General features: G+C 43.4%; 16 protein-coding genes. 7 read left to right on the top strand and 9 right to left on the bottom strand.

Annotation, left to right across the window (positions count from 1 at the left end):
- Nucleotides 1-34 precede the first annotated feature (34 nt).
- Nucleotides 35-1,591 carry a glycoside hydrolase family 35 protein gene (locus AC2TDN_RS15575; RefSeq protein WP_484688716.1) on the bottom strand — a complete coding sequence of 519 codons (1,557 nt, stop codon included), beginning with the start codon at nucleotides 1,589-1,591 and terminating at the stop codon, nucleotides 35-37.
- 173 nt (nucleotides 1,592-1,764) lie between these two features.
- Between AC2TDN_RS15575 and AC2TDN_RS15570 the strand changes: the two genes are divergently transcribed.
- Nucleotides 1,765-2,658, top strand: a complete 894-nt coding sequence (locus AC2TDN_RS15570; protein ID WP_484688714.1) for a helix-turn-helix domain-containing protein — start codon at nucleotides 1,765-1,767, stop codon at nucleotides 2,656-2,658.
- Nucleotides 2,659-2,667: 9 nt separating this feature from the next.
- On the opposite strand, the gene AC2TDN_RS15565 is transcribed toward AC2TDN_RS15570, so the two are convergent.
- Nucleotides 2,668-3,363 carry an extracellular solute-binding protein gene (locus AC2TDN_RS15565; RefSeq protein WP_484688712.1) on the bottom strand — a complete coding sequence of 232 codons (696 nt, stop codon included), beginning with the start codon at nucleotides 3,361-3,363 and terminating at the stop codon, nucleotides 2,668-2,670.
- Between AC2TDN_RS15565 and AC2TDN_RS15560 the strand changes: the two genes are divergently transcribed.
- Both AC2TDN_RS15560 and AC2TDN_RS15555 read left to right on the top strand, forming a co-directional pair.
- Nucleotides 3,275-3,679, top strand: a complete 405-nt coding sequence (locus AC2TDN_RS15560) for a helix-turn-helix transcriptional regulator (RefSeq protein ID WP_484688710.1) — start codon at nucleotides 3,275-3,277, stop codon at nucleotides 3,677-3,679. The genes AC2TDN_RS15565 and AC2TDN_RS15560 overlap by 89 nt on opposite strands.
- A gap of 33 nt (nucleotides 3,680-3,712) precedes the next feature.
- A complete protein-coding gene (locus AC2TDN_RS15555; protein ID WP_484688707.1) occupies nucleotides 3,713-4,282 on the top strand; it encodes an SF0329 family protein in 570 nt (189 codons plus the stop codon).
- Nucleotides 4,283-4,380: 98 nt separating this feature from the next.
- Here AC2TDN_RS15555 and AC2TDN_RS15550 read toward each other — a convergent pair whose 3' ends face one another.
- The 6 genes from AC2TDN_RS15550 to AC2TDN_RS15525 form a co-directional block, all read right to left on the bottom strand.
- Entirely contained in the window at nucleotides 4,381-5,892 is a 1,512-nt protein-coding gene (locus tag AC2TDN_RS15550; RefSeq protein ID WP_484688704.1) for an ABC transporter substrate-binding protein, read from the bottom strand.
- A gap of 31 nt (nucleotides 5,893-5,923) precedes the next feature.
- Nucleotides 5,924-6,685, bottom strand: coding sequence for a response regulator transcription factor (locus AC2TDN_RS15545; protein WP_484688701.1), 762 nt, complete (start codon nucleotides 6,683-6,685; stop codon nucleotides 5,924-5,926).
- Nucleotides 6,660-8,423: a sensor histidine kinase gene (locus AC2TDN_RS15540; RefSeq protein ID WP_484688699.1), complete on the bottom strand. Its 1,764-nt coding sequence runs from the start codon at nucleotides 8,421-8,423 to the stop codon at nucleotides 6,660-6,662. The genes AC2TDN_RS15545 and AC2TDN_RS15540 overlap by 26 nt, the downstream gene beginning before the upstream one ends.
- 139 nt (nucleotides 8,424-8,562) lie before the next feature.
- The gene (locus AC2TDN_RS15535; RefSeq protein ID WP_484688696.1) at nucleotides 8,563-10,059 is read right to left on the bottom strand and encodes an ABC transporter substrate-binding protein; all 1,497 of its coding nucleotides are present in this window, start codon (nucleotides 10,057-10,059) and stop codon (nucleotides 8,563-8,565) included.
- Nucleotides 10,060-10,146: 87 nt separating this feature from the next.
- On the bottom strand, nucleotides 10,147-11,076 hold the full coding sequence (locus AC2TDN_RS15530; protein WP_484688692.1) for a carbohydrate ABC transporter permease: 930 nt from the start codon (nucleotides 11,074-11,076) through the stop codon (nucleotides 10,147-10,149).
- A gap of 12 nt (nucleotides 11,077-11,088) precedes the next feature.
- Nucleotides 11,089-12,045: an ABC transporter permease gene (locus AC2TDN_RS15525; RefSeq protein ID WP_484688689.1), complete on the bottom strand. Its 957-nt coding sequence runs from the start codon at nucleotides 12,043-12,045 to the stop codon at nucleotides 11,089-11,091.
- Between the two features lie 219 nt (nucleotides 12,046-12,264).
- Between AC2TDN_RS15525 and AC2TDN_RS15520 the strand changes: the two genes are divergently transcribed.
- A complete protein-coding gene (locus AC2TDN_RS15520; RefSeq protein WP_484688686.1) occupies nucleotides 12,265-13,158 on the top strand; it encodes a nicotianamine synthase family protein in 894 nt (297 codons plus the stop codon).
- Between the two features lie 87 nt (nucleotides 13,159-13,245).
- Here the strand turns inward: AC2TDN_RS15520 and AC2TDN_RS15515 are convergent, their stop codons facing one another.
- Nucleotides 13,246-13,527 carry a helix-turn-helix transcriptional regulator gene (locus AC2TDN_RS15515; RefSeq protein WP_482067515.1) on the bottom strand — a complete coding sequence of 94 codons (282 nt, stop codon included), beginning with the start codon at nucleotides 13,525-13,527 and terminating at the stop codon, nucleotides 13,246-13,248.
- A 171-nt stretch (nucleotides 13,528-13,698) separates the two neighbouring features.
- Between AC2TDN_RS15515 and AC2TDN_RS15510 the strand changes: the two genes are divergently transcribed.
- The 3 genes from AC2TDN_RS15510 (at nucleotide 13,699) to AC2TDN_RS15500 (ending at nucleotide 17,781) form a co-directional block, all read left to right on the top strand.
- The gene (locus AC2TDN_RS15510) at nucleotides 13,699-14,571 is read left to right on the top strand and encodes a nucleoside hydrolase (RefSeq protein ID WP_482067514.1); all 873 of its coding nucleotides are present in this window, start codon (nucleotides 13,699-13,701) and stop codon (nucleotides 14,569-14,571) included.
- Between the two features lie 262 nt (nucleotides 14,572-14,833).
- The gene (locus tag AC2TDN_RS15505; protein ID WP_482067513.1) at nucleotides 14,834-16,066 is read left to right on the top strand and encodes a multidrug effflux MFS transporter; all 1,233 of its coding nucleotides are present in this window, start codon (nucleotides 14,834-14,836) and stop codon (nucleotides 16,064-16,066) included.
- A gap of 335 nt (nucleotides 16,067-16,401) precedes the next feature.
- Nucleotides 16,402-17,781, top strand: coding sequence for a DJ-1/PfpI family protein (locus tag AC2TDN_RS15500; protein ID WP_482067512.1), 1,380 nt, complete (start codon nucleotides 16,402-16,404; stop codon nucleotides 17,779-17,781).
- Nucleotides 17,782-17,866 lie beyond the last annotated feature (85 nt).

Below are 17,866 nucleotides of genomic sequence, written 5' to 3'. Positions count from 1 at the left end.
AATAGGGAAGTGGTTCTTACAGTGACCACTTCCCTTATCTAATACAATTAGCGGTCACGCTCAGCGTCATATCTTGGACAGCAGACATCGTCAATTTCCGGTCATGTGAGGACGTCAGTAACACTAAAGGTTTCAAGTCGTCAAGTGGCAATGTCCAAACCGTCCATCCATAGAGGAATTGAATGCCGTGACGAACGCCCTCGGTAATACCTTTACGATCAGCTAGAAATGGTCCGTAGTTGATACGTCCCATATTCTCAACTAAAATTCGTAGACGTGCGCCACCAATTGGCACTTCAAAATGCACCTTTTTACTGGAATCCCATCTCTCGAAGATTCCTTTAAACTCATCATTCAAAAATATGAGTGCTCGGTCGTGGCAATCTTGAATAATGAGTTCTTTTTCTTCACGTGGTCCTGTAATAAATGTTTCATATAGGATAAATCCGTTATTTTGACCGTAACGCTCCATTGGCTCTGGTGTGACAGATTTTACTGGTTCAGACAATTGGTGCAACTGATCAAACAAGACTGCATGGCTATCAGCAAGTACAGTTCCATAGGCTTGCTTAGGCAAAGCTTTAGGAACTTCCATCTGAGGAAGATCTGTATATTTCGCTATAATATCGCGTATTGCAAAGTATTTCTCAGTAGGATCGCCAGCTTCATTCAATGGTGCGTTATAATCATAGCTTGTAACTGTAGGCTCATAATGATCTCGTTCTAAGCCATTCGCTCCGCTAGTGAAACCAAAATTAGTGCCGCCATGGAACATATAGAAATTCACAGAGGCCCCTAAAGAAAGCATATCCTCAAATACTTGAGCCACTTCATCACCATTACGAACATGATGCTCTTCACCCCAGTGATCAAACCAACCATTCCAATATTCCATACACATAAGCGGGCCTTGTGGTTGATATCGACGAAGCATCTCGAAAGATTCTTCTGCTCTTGAACCGAAATTCGCAGTTTCTAGAACATTTGGAACCATTCCACCTTGAAGCATACTGTTCTCTGGTCCATCAGAAGTGAATAATAATACGTCAATGCCACGACTTATCATCGCTTGCTCTAAATATTGTAGATATTCTGTATCGTTGCCATAGCTTCCATATTCATTTTCTACTTGCATAGCAATAATAGGGCCGCCATTTGTGGAAAGTAATGGTTTCAGTCTTGGCAATAGTTCATCGTAATAGGCGTCCACTTTCTCAAGATATGGGCGGTTCATACAACGAAGTTGTATCTCTCGATCTGCAAGCAGCCATGCAGGTAATCCACCGAATTCCCATTCCGCGCAAATATAAGGACTCGGGCGTACGATGACATGCAAATCTAGTTCGCCTGCTAATCGAATAAAGCCTTCAACATCTGCCATACCTTCAAAGTTAAACTTGCCAGGTGCAGGTTCTTGGAAATTCCATGGAATATAAGTTTCTACTGTATTAAAGCCACATGCCTTTAGTTTTAATAAACGATCATACCAATATTCAGGCACGACTCTAAAGTAATGGATAGCTCCGGAAATCAAGCGAATAGGCTTGTCATCGAAAATAAATTGATCATTTTGTACAGTTAACACAGTCATCTATGTGACCTCCAATTCTAAGTGGTGCGCGCTTCGTAGTGATACTTCTCATTTTATGCGGAAAGAATGATCAAACAAATGGACAAAAGCAGGTATTATTTGACCTTTTGTTCAGAGGGCGTTACGCTATAATTAGATGCTTGAAATATTGAACGAAAGGAGGTCCATGTAAAATGGATATTAATTATTCACTCCCTAACCTAACGAGTACGCTGCAGATTATCGGTTGTCATGTAGGGAATTTTCATCCTAATTGGTCTTATCCACGACATCATCATAATCTCTTTGAACTATTGCATTGTAAAAATGGAGAGATAAGGCAAACGATAGGTGACCATGATTTTACGTTTAGCAGCGGGGATTGGATATTAATAAAGTCCGGAATGTTGCATGCTTCTGAGAATAACTCAACATCCGTTTATCGTTTCTTTAATTTTCATTTCGATCTGGATGACCCGATTATTCGTGCACGATTATGCAAAACGGATTATGTGATCATTAAGGCAGAAGAGGCAACTCAACTATCGTTGCTGTCACATGTTAACGCGATTGAAAATGCTCTTTTGCACCATAATCGAATAGATGCCGTTGAAGACGACAAAGCGCTTAATCGCCTGATTATCCAATCTCATACTATAGGTATCATTAGTGAATTTATAAAGTACAGCGAAAAAACGACTAGTCCGATTCTGAAGAGTGATGATAATATGCATAATGCCTCCGTATTTGAAACTGAGCTAGCCCATGAGATTGAAGAGATACTACGGAATGGAAATAATGGAAAAATAGCTGAAATTGCCGCCTCATTTGGGATTAGTCGTGGACGCTGCACACATATATTTACTAAGGTTTATGGGCAATCGCCGCGACAGTATATGAGTAAAATTGTGCTTAATCAGGCGAAGCATTTGCTTGTGCATTCGACCTATACGATGGAAGAACTAGCTGAACAGCTTGGATTTCAGTCTGCAAGCCACTTTTCTAGGCAATTCCGCCGGTGGACAGGCATGCCGCCTAGTGCATTTCGACCGAAATTTGTTCGTTCTCAAAGCAATGAGGACGGGTAATCTTTATCGTTAATTTTGTGTGCTCTTATTCGCTTGAATCTCTATAAATGCATGTTCTACTTGATTCATCCATTCCTCGGTAGTCATTTTTCCAGTCATAATCGGTGTTATAGCTGTTTTAAACAATTGATTTCTTATATCCTCTTTGGAATACTTAGGAATAACTTCCCACTCTTGTGTTATGGCAGTTGTTCCTTCATATGCGCTGGACATTTCATATACACCAGGGGTTAAATGGTTTCTCAAAAGTTCTTGAGCTCCTTTCAGTGCAAAAGTACCGTTGGATTTTTCTGCAAATAATAGGATAGATTCCTCGGTATATAGAAACTTCAAAAACTCTTTTGCAAGTTCAGCGTTTTTGGCTTTGAGTGGAATAGAAAATTGTTCATAACTAGAAAGGATATAACGTTCATCACCTTCATTAAATACAGGCACAGGAATCATGCCGAATTCGAATCCTTCTTCTCTTGGAGAATCTTTCATTTCATTCTCCATCCACGAACCATTAACGATAAAAATGGCTTTGCCAAGCATCATATCCGTTTGTGATTGGGTGTGATTAAGTCCGACGGTTCCCTCCATCAAATACCCGTCTCTTCCAAGCTTAGCTATTGCAATGGAAGCTTTAGATGGGTTAAGTTTATGGAAACATGCTCCTAGATCACTTGATTCGTCTGTGACTAAGAAAGAAATAGTGGATGTCATTAGTTATATCGGATTACATTATCGGGATAAAATTACGCTAGAAATGATTGCTGACCATGTTAATTTCAGTGAAAACTATTTGTGTCGCGTATTTAGAGATCAAATGGGTATGAGTTTAATTCACTATATAAACAATGTTCGGATGAACAAAGCAGCAGAATTAATTATGAAAGGCCATACTTATATTAAAGAGATATCTACATTAGTAGGCATTAGCGATCAATTTTATTTTAGTAGAATGTTCAAAAAACAATTCGGAGTCTCACCTACTGATTATAAAAGTCATGTCAGCAGGAGAAGGCAACTGCTTCAATAGGCAGTAATTAATATAGAACACAAGGAGTAGTACATGGCCTGGAGCAAATTGAAACAAAATCTGGAGAGTTTTCTCTGTCCTGCGTTAGCTGGAAGGGTAGAATACCGTGCAACGAGCTACCGATATTTACCCGATAAAGCAGGGCTTTGCTATATTGCAGTAGATAAAAAGAACGTATTTAATATGAGTGATACAACTAACTTAATCAGATGGTATCAGACGGAGCTGGAAATTAAGAATGATTCAGATATCGAAATTCCTATCAACAATGAAGAAATTGAAGCAGTCAGAAAAGATACCAAGGGGATCGTTCCGGAGGATCGTCTAATCGTAATAGCAAGAAGTAGAAAAAAATCAGAATTTGCAAAGGAGCTTTTGGCGGCACAGTCATCATTAAGCAAATCAAATTTTATCGTTACAGCTAATAAGTTTTTATCCATTTCTATAGAGGAAAGCATAGACAGCAATGATATCTTATTGAATATTCTAGCTTTGGTGGACAGACGAGTTGGAAAAAAGCGAATTTTAAATATGACCAAGAAGATGAAGTTAAAGCATCCAATTGTGCAGTATTTTTATAAACTACGGCTTAGTGCGTTTTGAAAATAATTACTTATTCACCTGCGGACTGAGGTACCGCTATTTGTCCAGCTTGTGGAGCTTAACCAGTTCATGCAATATGCACCTCGTCTGCCGATCGCTCACCCCCGTCCCGCATCCAGCTGCTTCTGTATTTCTTTCCGTACCTCTTCAATGCCTGCTTGCTTCAGCTCCTCGATAAACTTGGGGAGGATCGTGTCAACATCGACGGTGCCAGTCATGAGGCTTGGATAGTATTTCTTCCAAATCATCTCGATGTTATCGGTTTGGGCGGTCAGCTTGGATAGATCAGGAGTAAAGCCGAGAGCGGTGGACTTGATGACTTCAGCGTTGTATTTGCGGAATTGATCCCATTTATCGAGGGGTTCCGGGTTGTCACCGCCCATGGTTTTCAGGATAAACCAGTTACCCTGTGTATATTGTACTCCTGCATAGCTTGCTGATGCATCCGGGATCGGGTCGCCGTTGCTGTCTTTGCCTGGAATTGGGGCCACTTGCCCATGTTCATCCAGCGTGTAATGCACTCCTTCAATACCATAATTAAATAAGTTTCGTATTTCAGGGTCGGTATTGAGTAGATTCAGAAGCTTTATACACGCAATGGGATGGCTGGTGTTGGCATTAACAGCCATGATTCCTCCACGGACTGATTCTGTGGTCACGACGATTGGGGTTACCGGATTGGATACAACCGTGTAGCCGCGATCCTTACTCCAAGTAGTTTCCGAGAGTGGGCCGCCGCCTGAGGACTTCCAGAACACTTTATCCCCGCGCTTTAGTCCGCCTGGCTCCCGAAGCGCAGCGTCTTTGTTAATGAAGCCTGCTTTATAATAACGACGTAATATGTCTAATACCTGCCGTGCTTCCTTTGTTTCGAAGATATTCACGATCTTAGGGTTAGGGTCCAGTGATTTCACCATCAAGGGAACTTTATGGTTCACAATATATTCGTAGCCATAGAGAGCGAAGAAATTGTGTGAATCCCGATCTAATTCCATCGGTATGTATGCAGGCTCATTCTGTTGAATCATCCGGAGCAGCGGTTCAAGCGATTCCAGCGTATTGTACTTGGTAATGTCGAAATTGTACTTTTTCACTATGGAAGCAGGGTACATCCAATGATCGCGGACGGCCAGCTCTTTATTGGTCGGTACACCATAAATGCCTCCATCATTCATTCGTACTCCTTGCCAAAAGGTTGGGTCAATGGTATCGTACATATCTTTACCCAGACTCGTAAGATAGTCATCAAGTCTCAGCCATGCGCCGCGCATAGCGGTGGTTGCATAGTTGGGTGCAAAAGCAATGTCGAAAGGACTTCCCGCAGATATAAGTGTGTTCAGCCGATCTTCATACTCCTGCCAACCTACCTTGATATAGGTGATAGTCACGCCAATTTTACGAGCCATAATTTCATTGATTCTATCATTTACGAGCTTCAGATCCTTGTCAGGCTCTCCGATCGTGTAATAAATCAGATTTACAGTGTCACCATAATAGTTATCATTGTTGTTTTTGTCAGACTGCCGGGAGCAACCGGTCGAAAACGCTGTGAGCAGCAGAATAATATTGATTATGATGAAGATACATCTGTGTCTAGAGCACTTTAGCATCGATGTCCGCTCCTTTCTGCCGAGTTCGTCGTTAACCTTTTCCCCGCAGATCAGAGGGAGATTTTCCGAAAAAGCTTTGAAAATGTGTATAGAAATAATTGAGATTGTTGTAGCCGACGGAAAGCGCAATACAAGAAATCTTCTCATCTGACGATTGAATTCGTTCTTGTGCGAGGAGCATTCGGTAAGCCATTAGGTATTCTGAAAATTTCATTTCGGATTCTTTTAGAAATAATTGTCCAAGGTAGGTACTGTTCATCTGAAAGCGCTCTGCCACTGATTTTAAGGTGATATTCTGAGCATACTCCGTCTTGATCATCAGCAGAATGCGGTTGACCAGCTTGGATAGGCTGTCATAGTTTACACCTAGTACCGGATCCTTTTTCAAACTCTCGCAGTTCATATTACCTATCGCACCACCCAGATCTTCCACAATAATCTTCTCAATCACTTGCTGCAGCTTCGTACGTTCTACAGGCTTGAGCAGATAGTCTTTGACACCACAGCGAATGGCTTCTTGGGCGTACTTGAATTCGCTATAGCCGCTCATAATAACATATTTTGTAGGGATTTGGAGCTCGTTGAGTCTGCGTATTGTTTCATATCCAAGATCCTTGCCAATGCAGACATCAAAAATGGCGATATCTGGCAGCAGGTCTACAACCTTGGACATGGCAACCTCCGAAGTTTCGCAGGTTTCGATCCGACTGAAGCCATATCGTTTCCAGTCCAGGATTCGCTTCATTCCCTCCAAAATCTGAGGCTCGTCATCCACAATCAGCAGTGTGTACATGTTCAATCACCTCTTTTGGAATCCGTACAGAAATCTTAATGCCAGCTTCCTCATTATTCTTAATCTCTATAGAAAAGCTTTTCCCGTAAAAGAAGTGAAGCCTAGTGTAAACGTTGCGTAAACCGATGCTCTCGGAAGAAATATCATCATGGTTGGACAGAGTGCTTCGCACTGTATTTAAACGCTCGGCGTTAATGCCACGCCCATTATCCACGAATTCCAATATATAATGCTCATCAGCTTCCCAGCCGTTAACGACATACAGATTAAACTCATTGCTGGCGACAAAGCCGTGGATGAAAAAATTTTCAGCCAAAGGCTGCATCCAAAATTTCACGGTAGGGATAGAGAGTAATTTCGGCTCTACATTGACTTGATAATAAAAACGCTCCGGATACTTAAACTCCATAATCTCTAAGTACTTCTGCAGCAATTCCAGCTCACTTGCAATAGAAATAATATTTTCTTTTTTGACAATTTCACGAAAAAGCGACCCTAAGGTAGCAATGGCATCAGCGGTGTCCGTGTCCTGGTTAACAAGAGCAGTGGAGCGGATAACCTCTAATGTATTGTAAAGAAAATGAGGGTTTATTTGGTTTTGAAGCGCCTTCATTTCTGTTTCTTGCTGCTTCAGCTTAAGTAAATATTCATTACGGATATGCTTATCCAACTGCTGAATCATATCGTCTAATTCCCTTGCGATCATGCCATATTCATTGCGGCGATAACGGGCAGGGCGATTAAGTGTAAAATTGGCTGTTTTCACGCGTCCAATCGATTGAATAATGCGATGCAGGAAGCGGGAATCATCACGCATATTATACACAATGAGCAGTAGTACACTAATCATGGTCGTTAATACAATCAGGAAGATGGTGATTAGCATCCTGGCATGCTGCTGAATCAGCATAGATAAATCAACGATGCTGACGAATTTGAAATTGAACTTGGTGGATGGAAAGGTGATAAAAAATATATGCTTTAAAAAACCCTTCGAAATATAACCATGACTGCGTCCGTTCGCCGCCGCCTGACGGTATAAATCCTTCAAGCCTTGGTCTTGTCCGTTGCCGATAAGGTAGATCTCACCAGAAGCACTGACTGCAGCGGCCTTTCCCAATCGATAATACTGAATAGATTTAAAGATTTGACCACTGCTGACCAAGAAGCGAAGCTCTCCTAATTCCTTAGAGCCTAGTGCTGGATCTGATAGTTTCTTGCGATAAACGAATCCCTTAAGAATGGTATCGTGAAAAGCTTCATCTGTATTTGGAAGACCGAACATAAAGCTTGCGGTTCCGTTATCGTTAAATCGTACGACATTGCCATACTGCTTAGTATGCAGGCTAACCTGCGTTATTTCACCCTGCGCCCAGCTGTACAGATAGGTTTTAATATCCTCTGGGAAAGATACCAGCGGCTGTGAGAATTGGCTGTGTTGCAAACTATTGGTTAAGTAGCCTTCAGCACTGCTGCTTAAAAAGCTGCGAGCATCATCCATTAGACTATGATTGGAGTATATGCGCTGCATGTAAGCCTCAATTCGGTCGGCATCATACTGCAGCTCATTCTCTACACCAGCGAAAGCATTAGCAGCCTCTAAACGGGCATCACCAACCCATTGATTCAGCAGCATTGCGCAGGTTAGAATGCCAAGCGTAAGTCCAATGATCACGACGAAGACGACATAGGCAATAAACTTGTAACGATAAATTTTGATTTGTAAAAAAGAGCTCATACGACACCTCAATTGCAGCAGCTCATTGAACGTAAGCGTTTACCATACCACTTTAACATGATTAATCAAAGCTTCATAGGCAGCAAGAAAAAGCATCCCATACAGAGAGTCTCAATAAGGGATGCTCATTCATTTAATCTTACTTGAAATAATTATTAATTTGCTCTTGAGCAGCTTTCATAATCGTGTCCATACCAGCGGACTTTAACTCAGCTGTAATCTTTGGAATCATTTTCTCTGGATTAGATGCGCCTGTGATGAGTTCATATTTGTATTTATCCCATACAGATTGGCAATTCGCCACTTCTGTTTGAAGATTACTGATGTCCAGTGCGAAACCTAATACAGTGGAAGTTGCAGCTGCGTCATTCAGTTTTTTGACTTGTTCCCATTGATCCTCAGGAGCACCTTTGGTAACGGCTAGATTAAAGAATGTACCTTGGGAGTAAGCGGCTAGCGGCCAAGTATCGGAAGTACGCTCGATTACCTTTTCGCCATCGACATTTTTGTAGTCTGCGTCTAACTCGCCGAATGCCAGCATATTGCGCAGTTTTGGATCTGTGTTGACTAATTCGAGGTACTTCAATGCTTCCTTCTTATATTTCGAATTTGCAGAAATCGCGTTCAAGGAGCCTTGGATCGTGCTCGTCGTATAAATAGGTCCGAAATGCTGAACCATATCATATTTTTGAACAGCATCATTGATTTGCCAGCCTACTTCTGCACCTGGAAATGCCTGAGCTGCAAAGAATGGTCTGCCTTTGTCGTTCTCTGTTTTAGTCGGAGCATCAGGGTTGATGATGCCATCCTGATACCATTGATGCAGGAGCTTCAGATTGGCGATAACATCAGGCTGCTCGAGAACAGAGACAACCGTGCGTGATCCATCATCAGCTTTTACGCCAATTGGGGTGAAGCCTAATGTTAAATCGTCATAATTGTTAAAGAAGCCGTTCAATCCTTCGCCTTGCGTCATTGGCAATGGGTAGAAGCTCTTGCCTTCGCCAGACTTTATGCTGCGCAGAGGTTTATCAAGGTCCTGCAGCGTTTTAATGTTGTTGATATCTATATTGTACTTTTGCACGTATTTATCATCGTACACCCAATATTGCGTTAGCGCTGAATCCTTATATGTGGGAACGGAATAATACTTGCCGCCAATTTTCGTGCCATCCCATACCTTTTCAGGAATCAATTTGTATAAGTCAGCCGTTTCACTTTGAACCAGATCAGTGATGTCGGCAAAAGCGCCCATAGTCACTTGCTTGCTGTATTTGCCGCTGTTTGTGAACATAATGTCGAAAGGTTCGCCAGTATTCACAATCGTGTTGATTTTGGTGTCCCATTCCCCCCAGCTGGCTACCTTGATGTCAATTTTCACACCAATCTTCTCAGCTGTATATGCATTCATGTCATCAATAGCTTTGCTGAAGTTATTTGGTACTTGGCCGCCGATGGTCCACCAGACCAACGTTGGAATATCCTTGCTTGGTGCTGCGGTGTCCTTTGGTGCGTCTGTAGTTGTCGGAGAGCCATTTGTTGCAGTTGGAGAATTCGAGCCGGAGCAGGCTGCTAAGGCAGTCGCCAGTGATGTGAGAATACAAAGCGTAGAGATGAGCTTCCAAGATTTCTTCATTTCATTTCCCCCTTATTGAAGTGGTATCACCTTAAGAGCTGTACAGTGATCTATCATAAACCAAGCTTGCTTGGCTTATTTCGTTTATTATCCTTTGACAGCGCCGATCGTTAGTCCAGAAATAAAATATTTCTGGAAGAATGGATAGGCGAAGGCTACAGGCAGCACAATGATGATGGCTACGGCCATGCGGGCAGATTCCTTCGGCATTGTTGCAACGAGCACGGCATAGCTAACGCCCATACTTGCAGCATTCTTGGCAAGTGCATCCACATTGCTCATCAAGCTATTTAACAGTGCCTGCAGAGAATATAGGTTCTGGTTGTCGATATATAGCATCGATTGGAACCAGTCATTCCAATAAGAGAAGCAGAGGAACAGTCCAATTGTTGCAATGACAGGCAAGGAAATCGGTAGGATGATTGAGAAAAAGATTCGCAGCTGGCTCGCGCCATCGATTTCTGCAGATTCAATCAGCCCATCGGGAATCGTGCTTTTAAAGAAGGTTTTACAAATGATAACGTTGAACGATGAGACGGCCAGCGGTAAAATAAGAGCCCAGACGCTATCTTTTAGTCCCAATAAATTTGTATTAATGAAGTAGCTGGATACCAGACCGCCATTGAATATCATTGGGATGAATACGACCCAGGTCAGAAAGCCATTCAGCTTGTATGTTGGGCGAGAAAGTACATAGCCCATGGAGGTGGTAAGCAATACACCGAGCACAGTGCCAACGACAGTAACAAGGGCGGATACGCCGAGCGCCCGCAGAATCATCGTTCCCTGCTTGACTACATAGGCGTAAGCCTCTCCTGAGAATGCAATCGGCAACAGATGATATCCTGTCTCACGTATGGAGTCCTCACTGGAAAATGAAATGGATAGAACAACAACTACGGGTATGACGCAGAGCAGCGCCAAGATGATAAATATCAGGTTGAAAAAGATGTTTACGACTTTGCTTGTTCGGTTAAATTTCTCAAGGCCCGTTTCGTAAGTCGTTCTCGTTGACATTGTGTTACCTCCTTACATCATCGCGCTGTCAGGATCAATTTTGCGAACAATCCAATTAGCGATTAGAATAGTTGCGCAACCCAGAATCGACTGTACGAATGCGGCAGCAGCTGCCATCCCCAATGTAGCGGATTTCAGTTGTTTATATACCATGACATCGATTGTGGTAGACACGTTGAACAGAGAATTGGAATCTCGCGTGACCTGATAGAACAAGCCGAAATCGGTGTAGAATATACGTCCAACTGCCAAAATGAACAGCATGACGATAACTAGCTTGAGCATTGGCAATGTAATAAATCTCGTCTGCTGCCAAATGGAAGCGCCATCAATAACAGCTGCCTCATAATAGGTGCTGTCAAGGCTTGTGATGGTTGCCAGATAGATGACCATCCCATAGCCCAAGCCTTTCCAGATGTTTAAGAGAATCAGAAAGTATGGCCAGTATTGTGGCTCCATATACCAGTTAACAGGATCGCTGCCCATATTGACGAGCATTTGATTGACAATCCCTTTATCAAAGCTTAGGAATGCCCAGCCAACAGCAGATACGACAACCCAAGATAGGAAATAGGGGAGGAACATCATCGTCTGATAGACTTTACTTGCTTTGCGGCTGTGGAGTAGTCCGATCATAATGGCTAATAGAACGGGAAGCACAATGCCTAGAACGATAAAAATAATATTGTATCCGATGGTGTTTCGAATAATGATCCAAGCGTCATTCGACTTGAATAAGAACTCAAAGTTTTTGAAGCCTACCCAAGGACTGTTAAACACATTGCTCAAGAAGCCGCCGCTAATTCTGAAGTTTTTGAAGGCAATAATGATCCCGAACATAGGTATGAAACAAAACAGTATGTACCAAATCGTCGCAGGCAATGCCAAGAGGGTTAGTTCCGTATCTTGCTTGTGCCAATGAAATGGTAAGCGCTTTCTTTTAGTTTGTTGTTCAACTGCAGATCTCATGTCTGTCACTCCTTCCGGTGTTTTCTCGCTTGTATTGCACTTGTTAGGCTCATTGTATAATAGAGCATTCGATGCTTCTAGATAACAAACTTGATACTATAGTCAACAAACGTTAGATTCAAGAGTCTGATGACGTCCCAATATTCGTCTACATCCTTGACCATATGAATATATTTTGTAGTAAGAAAGCGGATGTAGGATGAAGGAGGAATGGGGCAAATGGATGGTAATTCTACTGGTTCAATAACAATTACAGGCAACGCGCCAATGATGCAAATGGTTGACAACTTTATCTCTTTTATCCGTGAAGCAAATGAGCTTCTTCAAAAGGAAATAGATCTGTCTCCTGCTAATCAATTGGTTACAAATAGCATTAGTCAACTTTCAATACAGTTACGATCCCGCTATTTGCCGGAGGAGATTCAAGCCGTTCTAAGCAATGAGTATTTTCGAATGAACCAACAAAAATTGCAGGATAAGTTGTCAGAAGCCGAATTTCTAGCAGAGCTAAGTGATTCTCGTCACATTTGCAAATCTGAGGATTCTGTCTTGGATATCGTTACGAGGTTGCCTAACTGGAACATTTACATGGCCTTAGTTAGTCAGGAACTGTCCACTTTTCGTCGGTTCATTCGTCAGGATAGTCACACAGTGAAGTCGCCGATTGTCTTTGTTGGTAGTGGGCCGATGCCGCTAAGTCCTATTATTTTGCACCTAATCGGTGATGTGGAGGTAATCTGCCTGGAGATGGATTCTGTGGCTTATGATGCATCAAGCTCTTTACTCGAGCAAATGGGCTTAGGGACTAAAGTGTCTGTCGTAATGGAGAATGGATCGGAGTTCGATTACAGCTCTTATAACCGGATCTTTGTGGCTAGTCTCGTGAAAAATAAGCGGGCGGTGCTTGACCAAATTAGTCGTACTTCCTCAGATCCTCTAGTAGCTATTCGCACAGCAGAGGGGATGAGGCAAATCATGTATGAAGCGATTGATGAATCGCAGTTGAATAAGCAGGGGTGGCGGATTCTGGGACGAACTTGTCCTGAAGATAATCTGGTCATCAATTCGACTTTGTTTCTAGATCGCTTTGCTGCTCCCAGCATACCGGATTGACATAGAGTCGTGTCCACAATGTCAAGAAATTCGAAAATACTGGTGAGGGCCACGTCTTTGTAACGTGGCCTTTTTTATGAAGAATCTTTATAGCAATACACCGGCAAGCTCTCTGTACTGCTTCGGGGTCATCTTAATTTCCCGCTTAAACAGGCAGCAAAACTGCGCATCCGTTGAAAAGCCGCATTCCATCGCGATAACCGATATTTGCAAGGGAGTATGCCTTAGCATTGTTTTGGCATGCTCGATCCTACGATTCAAAATATATTGGCTGGGAGATAACCTGACCTTTTCCTTGAACAAATGACGAAACCGGTCATAGCTATAACCGGATTGGTTGGCAAGAGCTTGGAAGTCAATTTTCTGCATATAGTACTCATCAATGAAAGCCTGAGCGAATCGTATTATATCATGGCGGCTATCTGCTTCTTGGGAGGGATAAGCCCGCAGTACTTCCAAATATAGACGCGAAATCAAATTGTCGAGCAATTGCTTATAGAAGGGAGGCTTATCGCGAAGCTCTCAGGCGGTAGAGTCAGAATGGTGCTCGATACCGATACATTTAACGAGATTGATGACCAATTTGCGGTCATTTATGCGCTATTGTCGCCTGAAAAAATAGAGCTTCAGGCTCTTTATGCAGCACCGTTCCATAATGAGCTCTCCACCGGACCGAAGGACGGGATGGATAAAAGCTATAAGGAAATCATTCGCATTCTTAAGCTAATGAATCGAGAGGATGTTCCCGTCTATCGCGGCTCCGAAGCTTATTTGCCTGCCGCTAACTCCCCGATTCGCAGCGAGGCTGCGCTGAATTTGGTAGAGCGCGCAATGGCAAGCGATCTGAATGATCCATTATATGTAGTCGGAATCGGAGCCATCACGAATATTGCGAGTGCCATTCTATTGGAGCCGAGAATCATCGAGCGCATCGTTGTGGTCTGGCTGGGCGGCCACGCGCTGGATTGGCCTGACACTCGCGAGTTTAATCTCGAACAGGATCTCCATGCCTCGAGAACGTTGATGAACTGCGGCGTGCCTCTGGTCCTTATCCCATGCATGGGAGTCGCTTCAAACCTGCGTACGACACTATCGGAAGTTAGAGATTATGTAAAGCCTTCCGGCGTAATTGGTGAGTACCTTTATGAGACGTACAAAAACAGCAAGGATGATCATTTCGCCTATTCCAGAGTAATATGGGATATCTCGGTTATCGCATGGCTGAATCAGCCAAAGTGGGTTCCTTCGCGGCTTATTCCAAGCCCAATCATTTCGGAAGACTTCCGCTGGAGCACGGACAGCACAAGACATTTGATACGCTGCGCAAGCTATATCGACCGTGACGCGGTATTTCAAGATCTATTCACCAAGCTTGCGCTAAGCAAAGCGGAAGTGCAAGCTGAACATGACTAGAGTTACCGTCAAACGCTTGCATAAACATCAATATGGACCTTGTTGTCTCCATATCCAGCATCCGTTGGAAAATGGCCACGTCTTGTCGCGTGGCTTTTTTTATTTCTTTTTGCAAAATCTGTTGATTGAAAGAAATAGCAAATCTTAACAAAGGTTGGAGCAAGTTTCTATTGGGTTTATGTCTAATTTGGTCTATAATGAAGCAAGTTTATATGATTACAAAGGTTTATCAATTTGGGATAGTTTAGGAGAAGATTAGACGATGTCTGCAACAAAAAAATATGATCGCCTAAGATTAGTATTGCTGTTAGGTGCTTTTTCAGCTCTTGGCACGCTTACGATTGACATGTATTTGCCTTCATTCCCGCAAATTACGGCTGATTTTGGAACCGAGGCTTCTCTTGTTCAGCTTAGTTTGACAGCATGCCTCATTGGCTTAGGTTTGGGTCAAATGATTATGGGACCATTAAGCGACGTTCATGGGAGACGCAAGCCAATTATTATTTCGCTTTTTTTCTTTCTGGTTGCTTCGTTTGTCTGTGCGGTCTCCCCGAATATTTATTGGTTTATAGCTGCACGCTTTGTCCAGGGTTTCGCTGCCTCTGCGGGAATTGTTATCTCCAGAGCAATCGTACGCGATCTATACAGCGGAACAGAATTAACGAAGTTTTTCTCCATGCTCATGCTTATAAATAATCTGTTTCCTATGATTGCGCCTATGGCTGGCAGCGGTGTGATCTCCTTCACAACGTGGGTTGGCGTGTTTTTCGTGCTGAGCGCTGTCGGTTTACTACTCCTTATTTTGGCAACGATGGGCCTAAAAGAGACCTTGCCCGCTCAAAATCGGGTATCCGGCAACTTCAGAGAGCTGTTAGCCGGTATTCAAACTCTGATTAAGGATCGGCAGTTTATGGGCTATGCGCTTGCACAAGGCATTATGATTGGGGGCGTATTTGCCTACGTATCGGGGACTCCATTTGTTTATCAAAATATTTACGGAGCCTCTCCACAACTATTCGCGCTATTGTTCGCATCTAATGGAATAAGCTTAATTATTGGTTCACAGGTCGTAGGACGGTTCAGCAAAACGTTCTCGGAACACAACTTTGTTATTCTTGGTTTGTTGATGTCTTGTGCAGCTAGTTTTGCAGCCTTGCTCGTTATTTTGTTGCACGGTCCTTTACTGGCATTGGTTATTCCGTTGTTCTTCTTTGTAGCATCAATCGGTATGACGGCAACAGCTTCTTTTGTTCTGGCGATGGGTTCGCAAAGTGAAAGGGCAGGAAGTGCATCTGCCCTGCTTGGTTTGCTGCCTTTTGTGATTGGAGCATTTACTTCACCACTAGTCGGCGTTGCCGGAGAGAATTCTGCGGTTCCGATGGGGATCATCATCTTGTCCACTAGTCTGCTTGCTCTTTTCGCTTTTTTTGGACTCGCACATAAGACGCAAATTAAGGATACTAAGAACCATGTTGCATCAAAGATTTCTCAATAATGCCTCTGTTTATCGATTGCAGGCTCTTGCTTTACCGTATAATGGAACCTATTTATTAACTGGATTAAATAAAGTTTGGAATGACTAGTAGAACTCCTGTCATTCCAAACTTTATTTTTAGTTGTTAGCACCTTTGCATTACCGAGCAGTCCGTTTTTCACAGTTTTATTAAAATTATTGCCCTATCGAGTCCTGCTAAAAAAAGAATGCAGACTAAGGTCCAGTGGCCGTCCCGACGTTAGGCGAGCCCCTCTACCGAACCACAGATAGAGGATATGTTCATCTTGATGTGTTAAATTTTATGGGAAACTATCTAGCTGGGAGGAGCGAAACATGTGAAAACTGTATTACGCATCTTTATCTATCTCATCGTTTTTGTCGTCGTCGTAGGAGGGACAGGCGCAGTCGGGTTCGTCAATACGATGAATGCCGGAATGTCGGTTTACGATAAAGCCGCTCCTGCATTGACGGATGTGCAGGTTCCGAAATATGACGTGAACAAACCGACAGTGGCTGTGCTGCTGGCGAACGAAACGACGGAAGTGTTCGATTTTCTCGTCCCGTACGAAATGTTTGCGATGACTGAAGCATACAATGTATACGGTGTTGCCCCCGATCGCGAAATTAAATCATTAACCGGCGGACTCGATGCCGTCCCGCATTATTCGTTTGACGAAATGGATACGATGCTCAGCAAAAGCCCGGATATTATCGTCATTCCGTTTATGCCGATTTTGGATGAGAAAAAATATGCACCTGTCCGCGAATGGATTCGGAAGCACTCGGGCGCCAAGACGACATTGATCTCCATTTGCAACGGGGCTGAAAACCTGGCGGATACCGGCTTGCTGAACGGTAAATCGGCTGCGACGCACTGGGGTGACATCAACCGGCTTATTAAAAAATATCCGGAAATCCAGTGGGTGAAAGATCGGCGCTACATCCCGCAAGGCAATATCGTATCTTCTGCCGGTCTGACATCAGGGATCGACGCTACGCTATACGTCATCTCCCAGCAGTTGGGCGAGGCGGCGGCGAAAAAAGTGGCGAAAGAGATGAACTATCCCTCTTACGATTACGTGACAAACCCGCAAATGAAACCGTTCGTTCCCGGGTTGAGCGATATAACGTACGTACTGAATAACGCTTATCAATGGAACAAAGTAAAGGCGGGCGTGCTGCTATATAACGGCGCCGATGAACTGGATTTGGCCGCCGCATTCGATACATTCGCCGCTTCCGGTACGACGTCGATGTTGACTGTTTCCAGTGCTAACGAACCGATCCTAACGAAGCACGGCCTGAACCTAGTCGCGCGTTATCAGATAAAAAACGTGCCTAAGCTGGCGAAAATGATTTTCGTCGGTGCCAATGCCGAGTCTGCAGCCTCCGAAGACATCAAGCAATGGGAGAACAGCGGCAACAGCGCGAAACTGCTGTTCCTGCACCGCGACGCGGCGGATCAGTTTGCAATGGATCCAGCATTCGAGGATTTGGCCGGACAAGAGGATATCCTGACGGCGAAATTTGCCGCAAAGCGGCTCGAATATCGCGCCACCGACCACCTGAAGCTGGAAGGAAATTCCTTTTCCTTTGAAGCGTTTGGTGTACCGGTTTTGCTTGGCGTCTTGTCCTTGCTCATCACTTTTTTCATCGATCGGTACTTCATCCGTAGGAAAAAGGAATCATCCACTGATACAAGCGCATCGAGATAGTGCTGTTTTATCCAATAAGAGAGCAATCGAGGATTGAGTTTGCAGAGGCTCAGCTATAGGTACTGGGTATGTAGGAGAATCCCTC

It is taken from the genome of Paenibacillus sp. Y660 (assembly GCF_057221575.1).
The sequence above is the reverse complement of the archived record's forward strand: the minus strand, read 5'-3'. Positions and strand labels throughout refer to the sequence as shown.

Coding starts and splice junctions, on each gene's coding strand:
- AC2TDN_RS15510 (WP_482067514.1), top strand. CDS start 13,699: ATGGTGCTCGATACCGATACATTTAACGAGATTGATGACCAATTTGCG.
- AC2TDN_RS15515 (WP_482067515.1), bottom strand. CDS start 13,527: ATGCAGAAAATTGACTTCCAAGCTCTTGCCAACCAATCCGGTTATAGC.
- AC2TDN_RS15525 (WP_484688689.1), bottom strand. CDS start 12,045: ATGAGATCTGCAGTTGAACAACAAACTAAAAGAAAGCGCTTACCATTT.
- AC2TDN_RS15540 (WP_484688699.1), bottom strand. CDS start 8,423: ATGAGCTCTTTTTTACAAATCAAAATTTATCGTTACAAGTTTATTGCC.
- AC2TDN_RS15505 (WP_482067513.1), top strand. CDS start 14,834: ATGTCTGCAACAAAAAAATATGATCGCCTAAGATTAGTATTGCTGTTA.
- AC2TDN_RS15520 (WP_484688686.1), top strand. CDS start 12,265: ATGGATGGTAATTCTACTGGTTCAATAACAATTACAGGCAACGCGCCA.
- AC2TDN_RS15575 (WP_484688716.1), bottom strand. CDS start 1,591: ATGACTGTGTTAACTGTACAAAATGATCAATTTATTTTCGATGACAAG.
- AC2TDN_RS15535 (WP_484688696.1), bottom strand. CDS start 10,059: ATGAAGAAATCTTGGAAGCTCATCTCTACGCTTTGTATTCTCACATCA.
- AC2TDN_RS15560 (WP_484688710.1), top strand. CDS start 3,275: ATGGAAGCTTTAGATGGGTTAAGTTTATGGAAACATGCTCCTAGATCA.
- AC2TDN_RS15545 (WP_484688701.1), bottom strand. CDS start 6,685: ATGTACACACTGCTGATTGTGGATGACGAGCCTCAGATTTTGGAGGGA.
- AC2TDN_RS15570 (WP_484688714.1), top strand. CDS start 1,765: ATGGATATTAATTATTCACTCCCTAACCTAACGAGTACGCTGCAGATT.
- AC2TDN_RS15530 (WP_484688692.1), bottom strand. CDS start 11,076: ATGTCAACGAGAACGACTTACGAAACGGGCCTTGAGAAATTTAACCGA.
- AC2TDN_RS15565 (WP_484688712.1), bottom strand. CDS start 3,363: ATGACATCCACTATTTCTTTCTTAGTCACAGACGAATCAAGTGATCTA.
- AC2TDN_RS15555 (WP_484688707.1), top strand. CDS start 3,713: ATGGCCTGGAGCAAATTGAAACAAAATCTGGAGAGTTTTCTCTGTCCT.
- AC2TDN_RS15550 (WP_484688704.1), bottom strand. CDS start 5,892: ATGCTAAAGTGCTCTAGACACAGATGTATCTTCATCATAATCAATATT.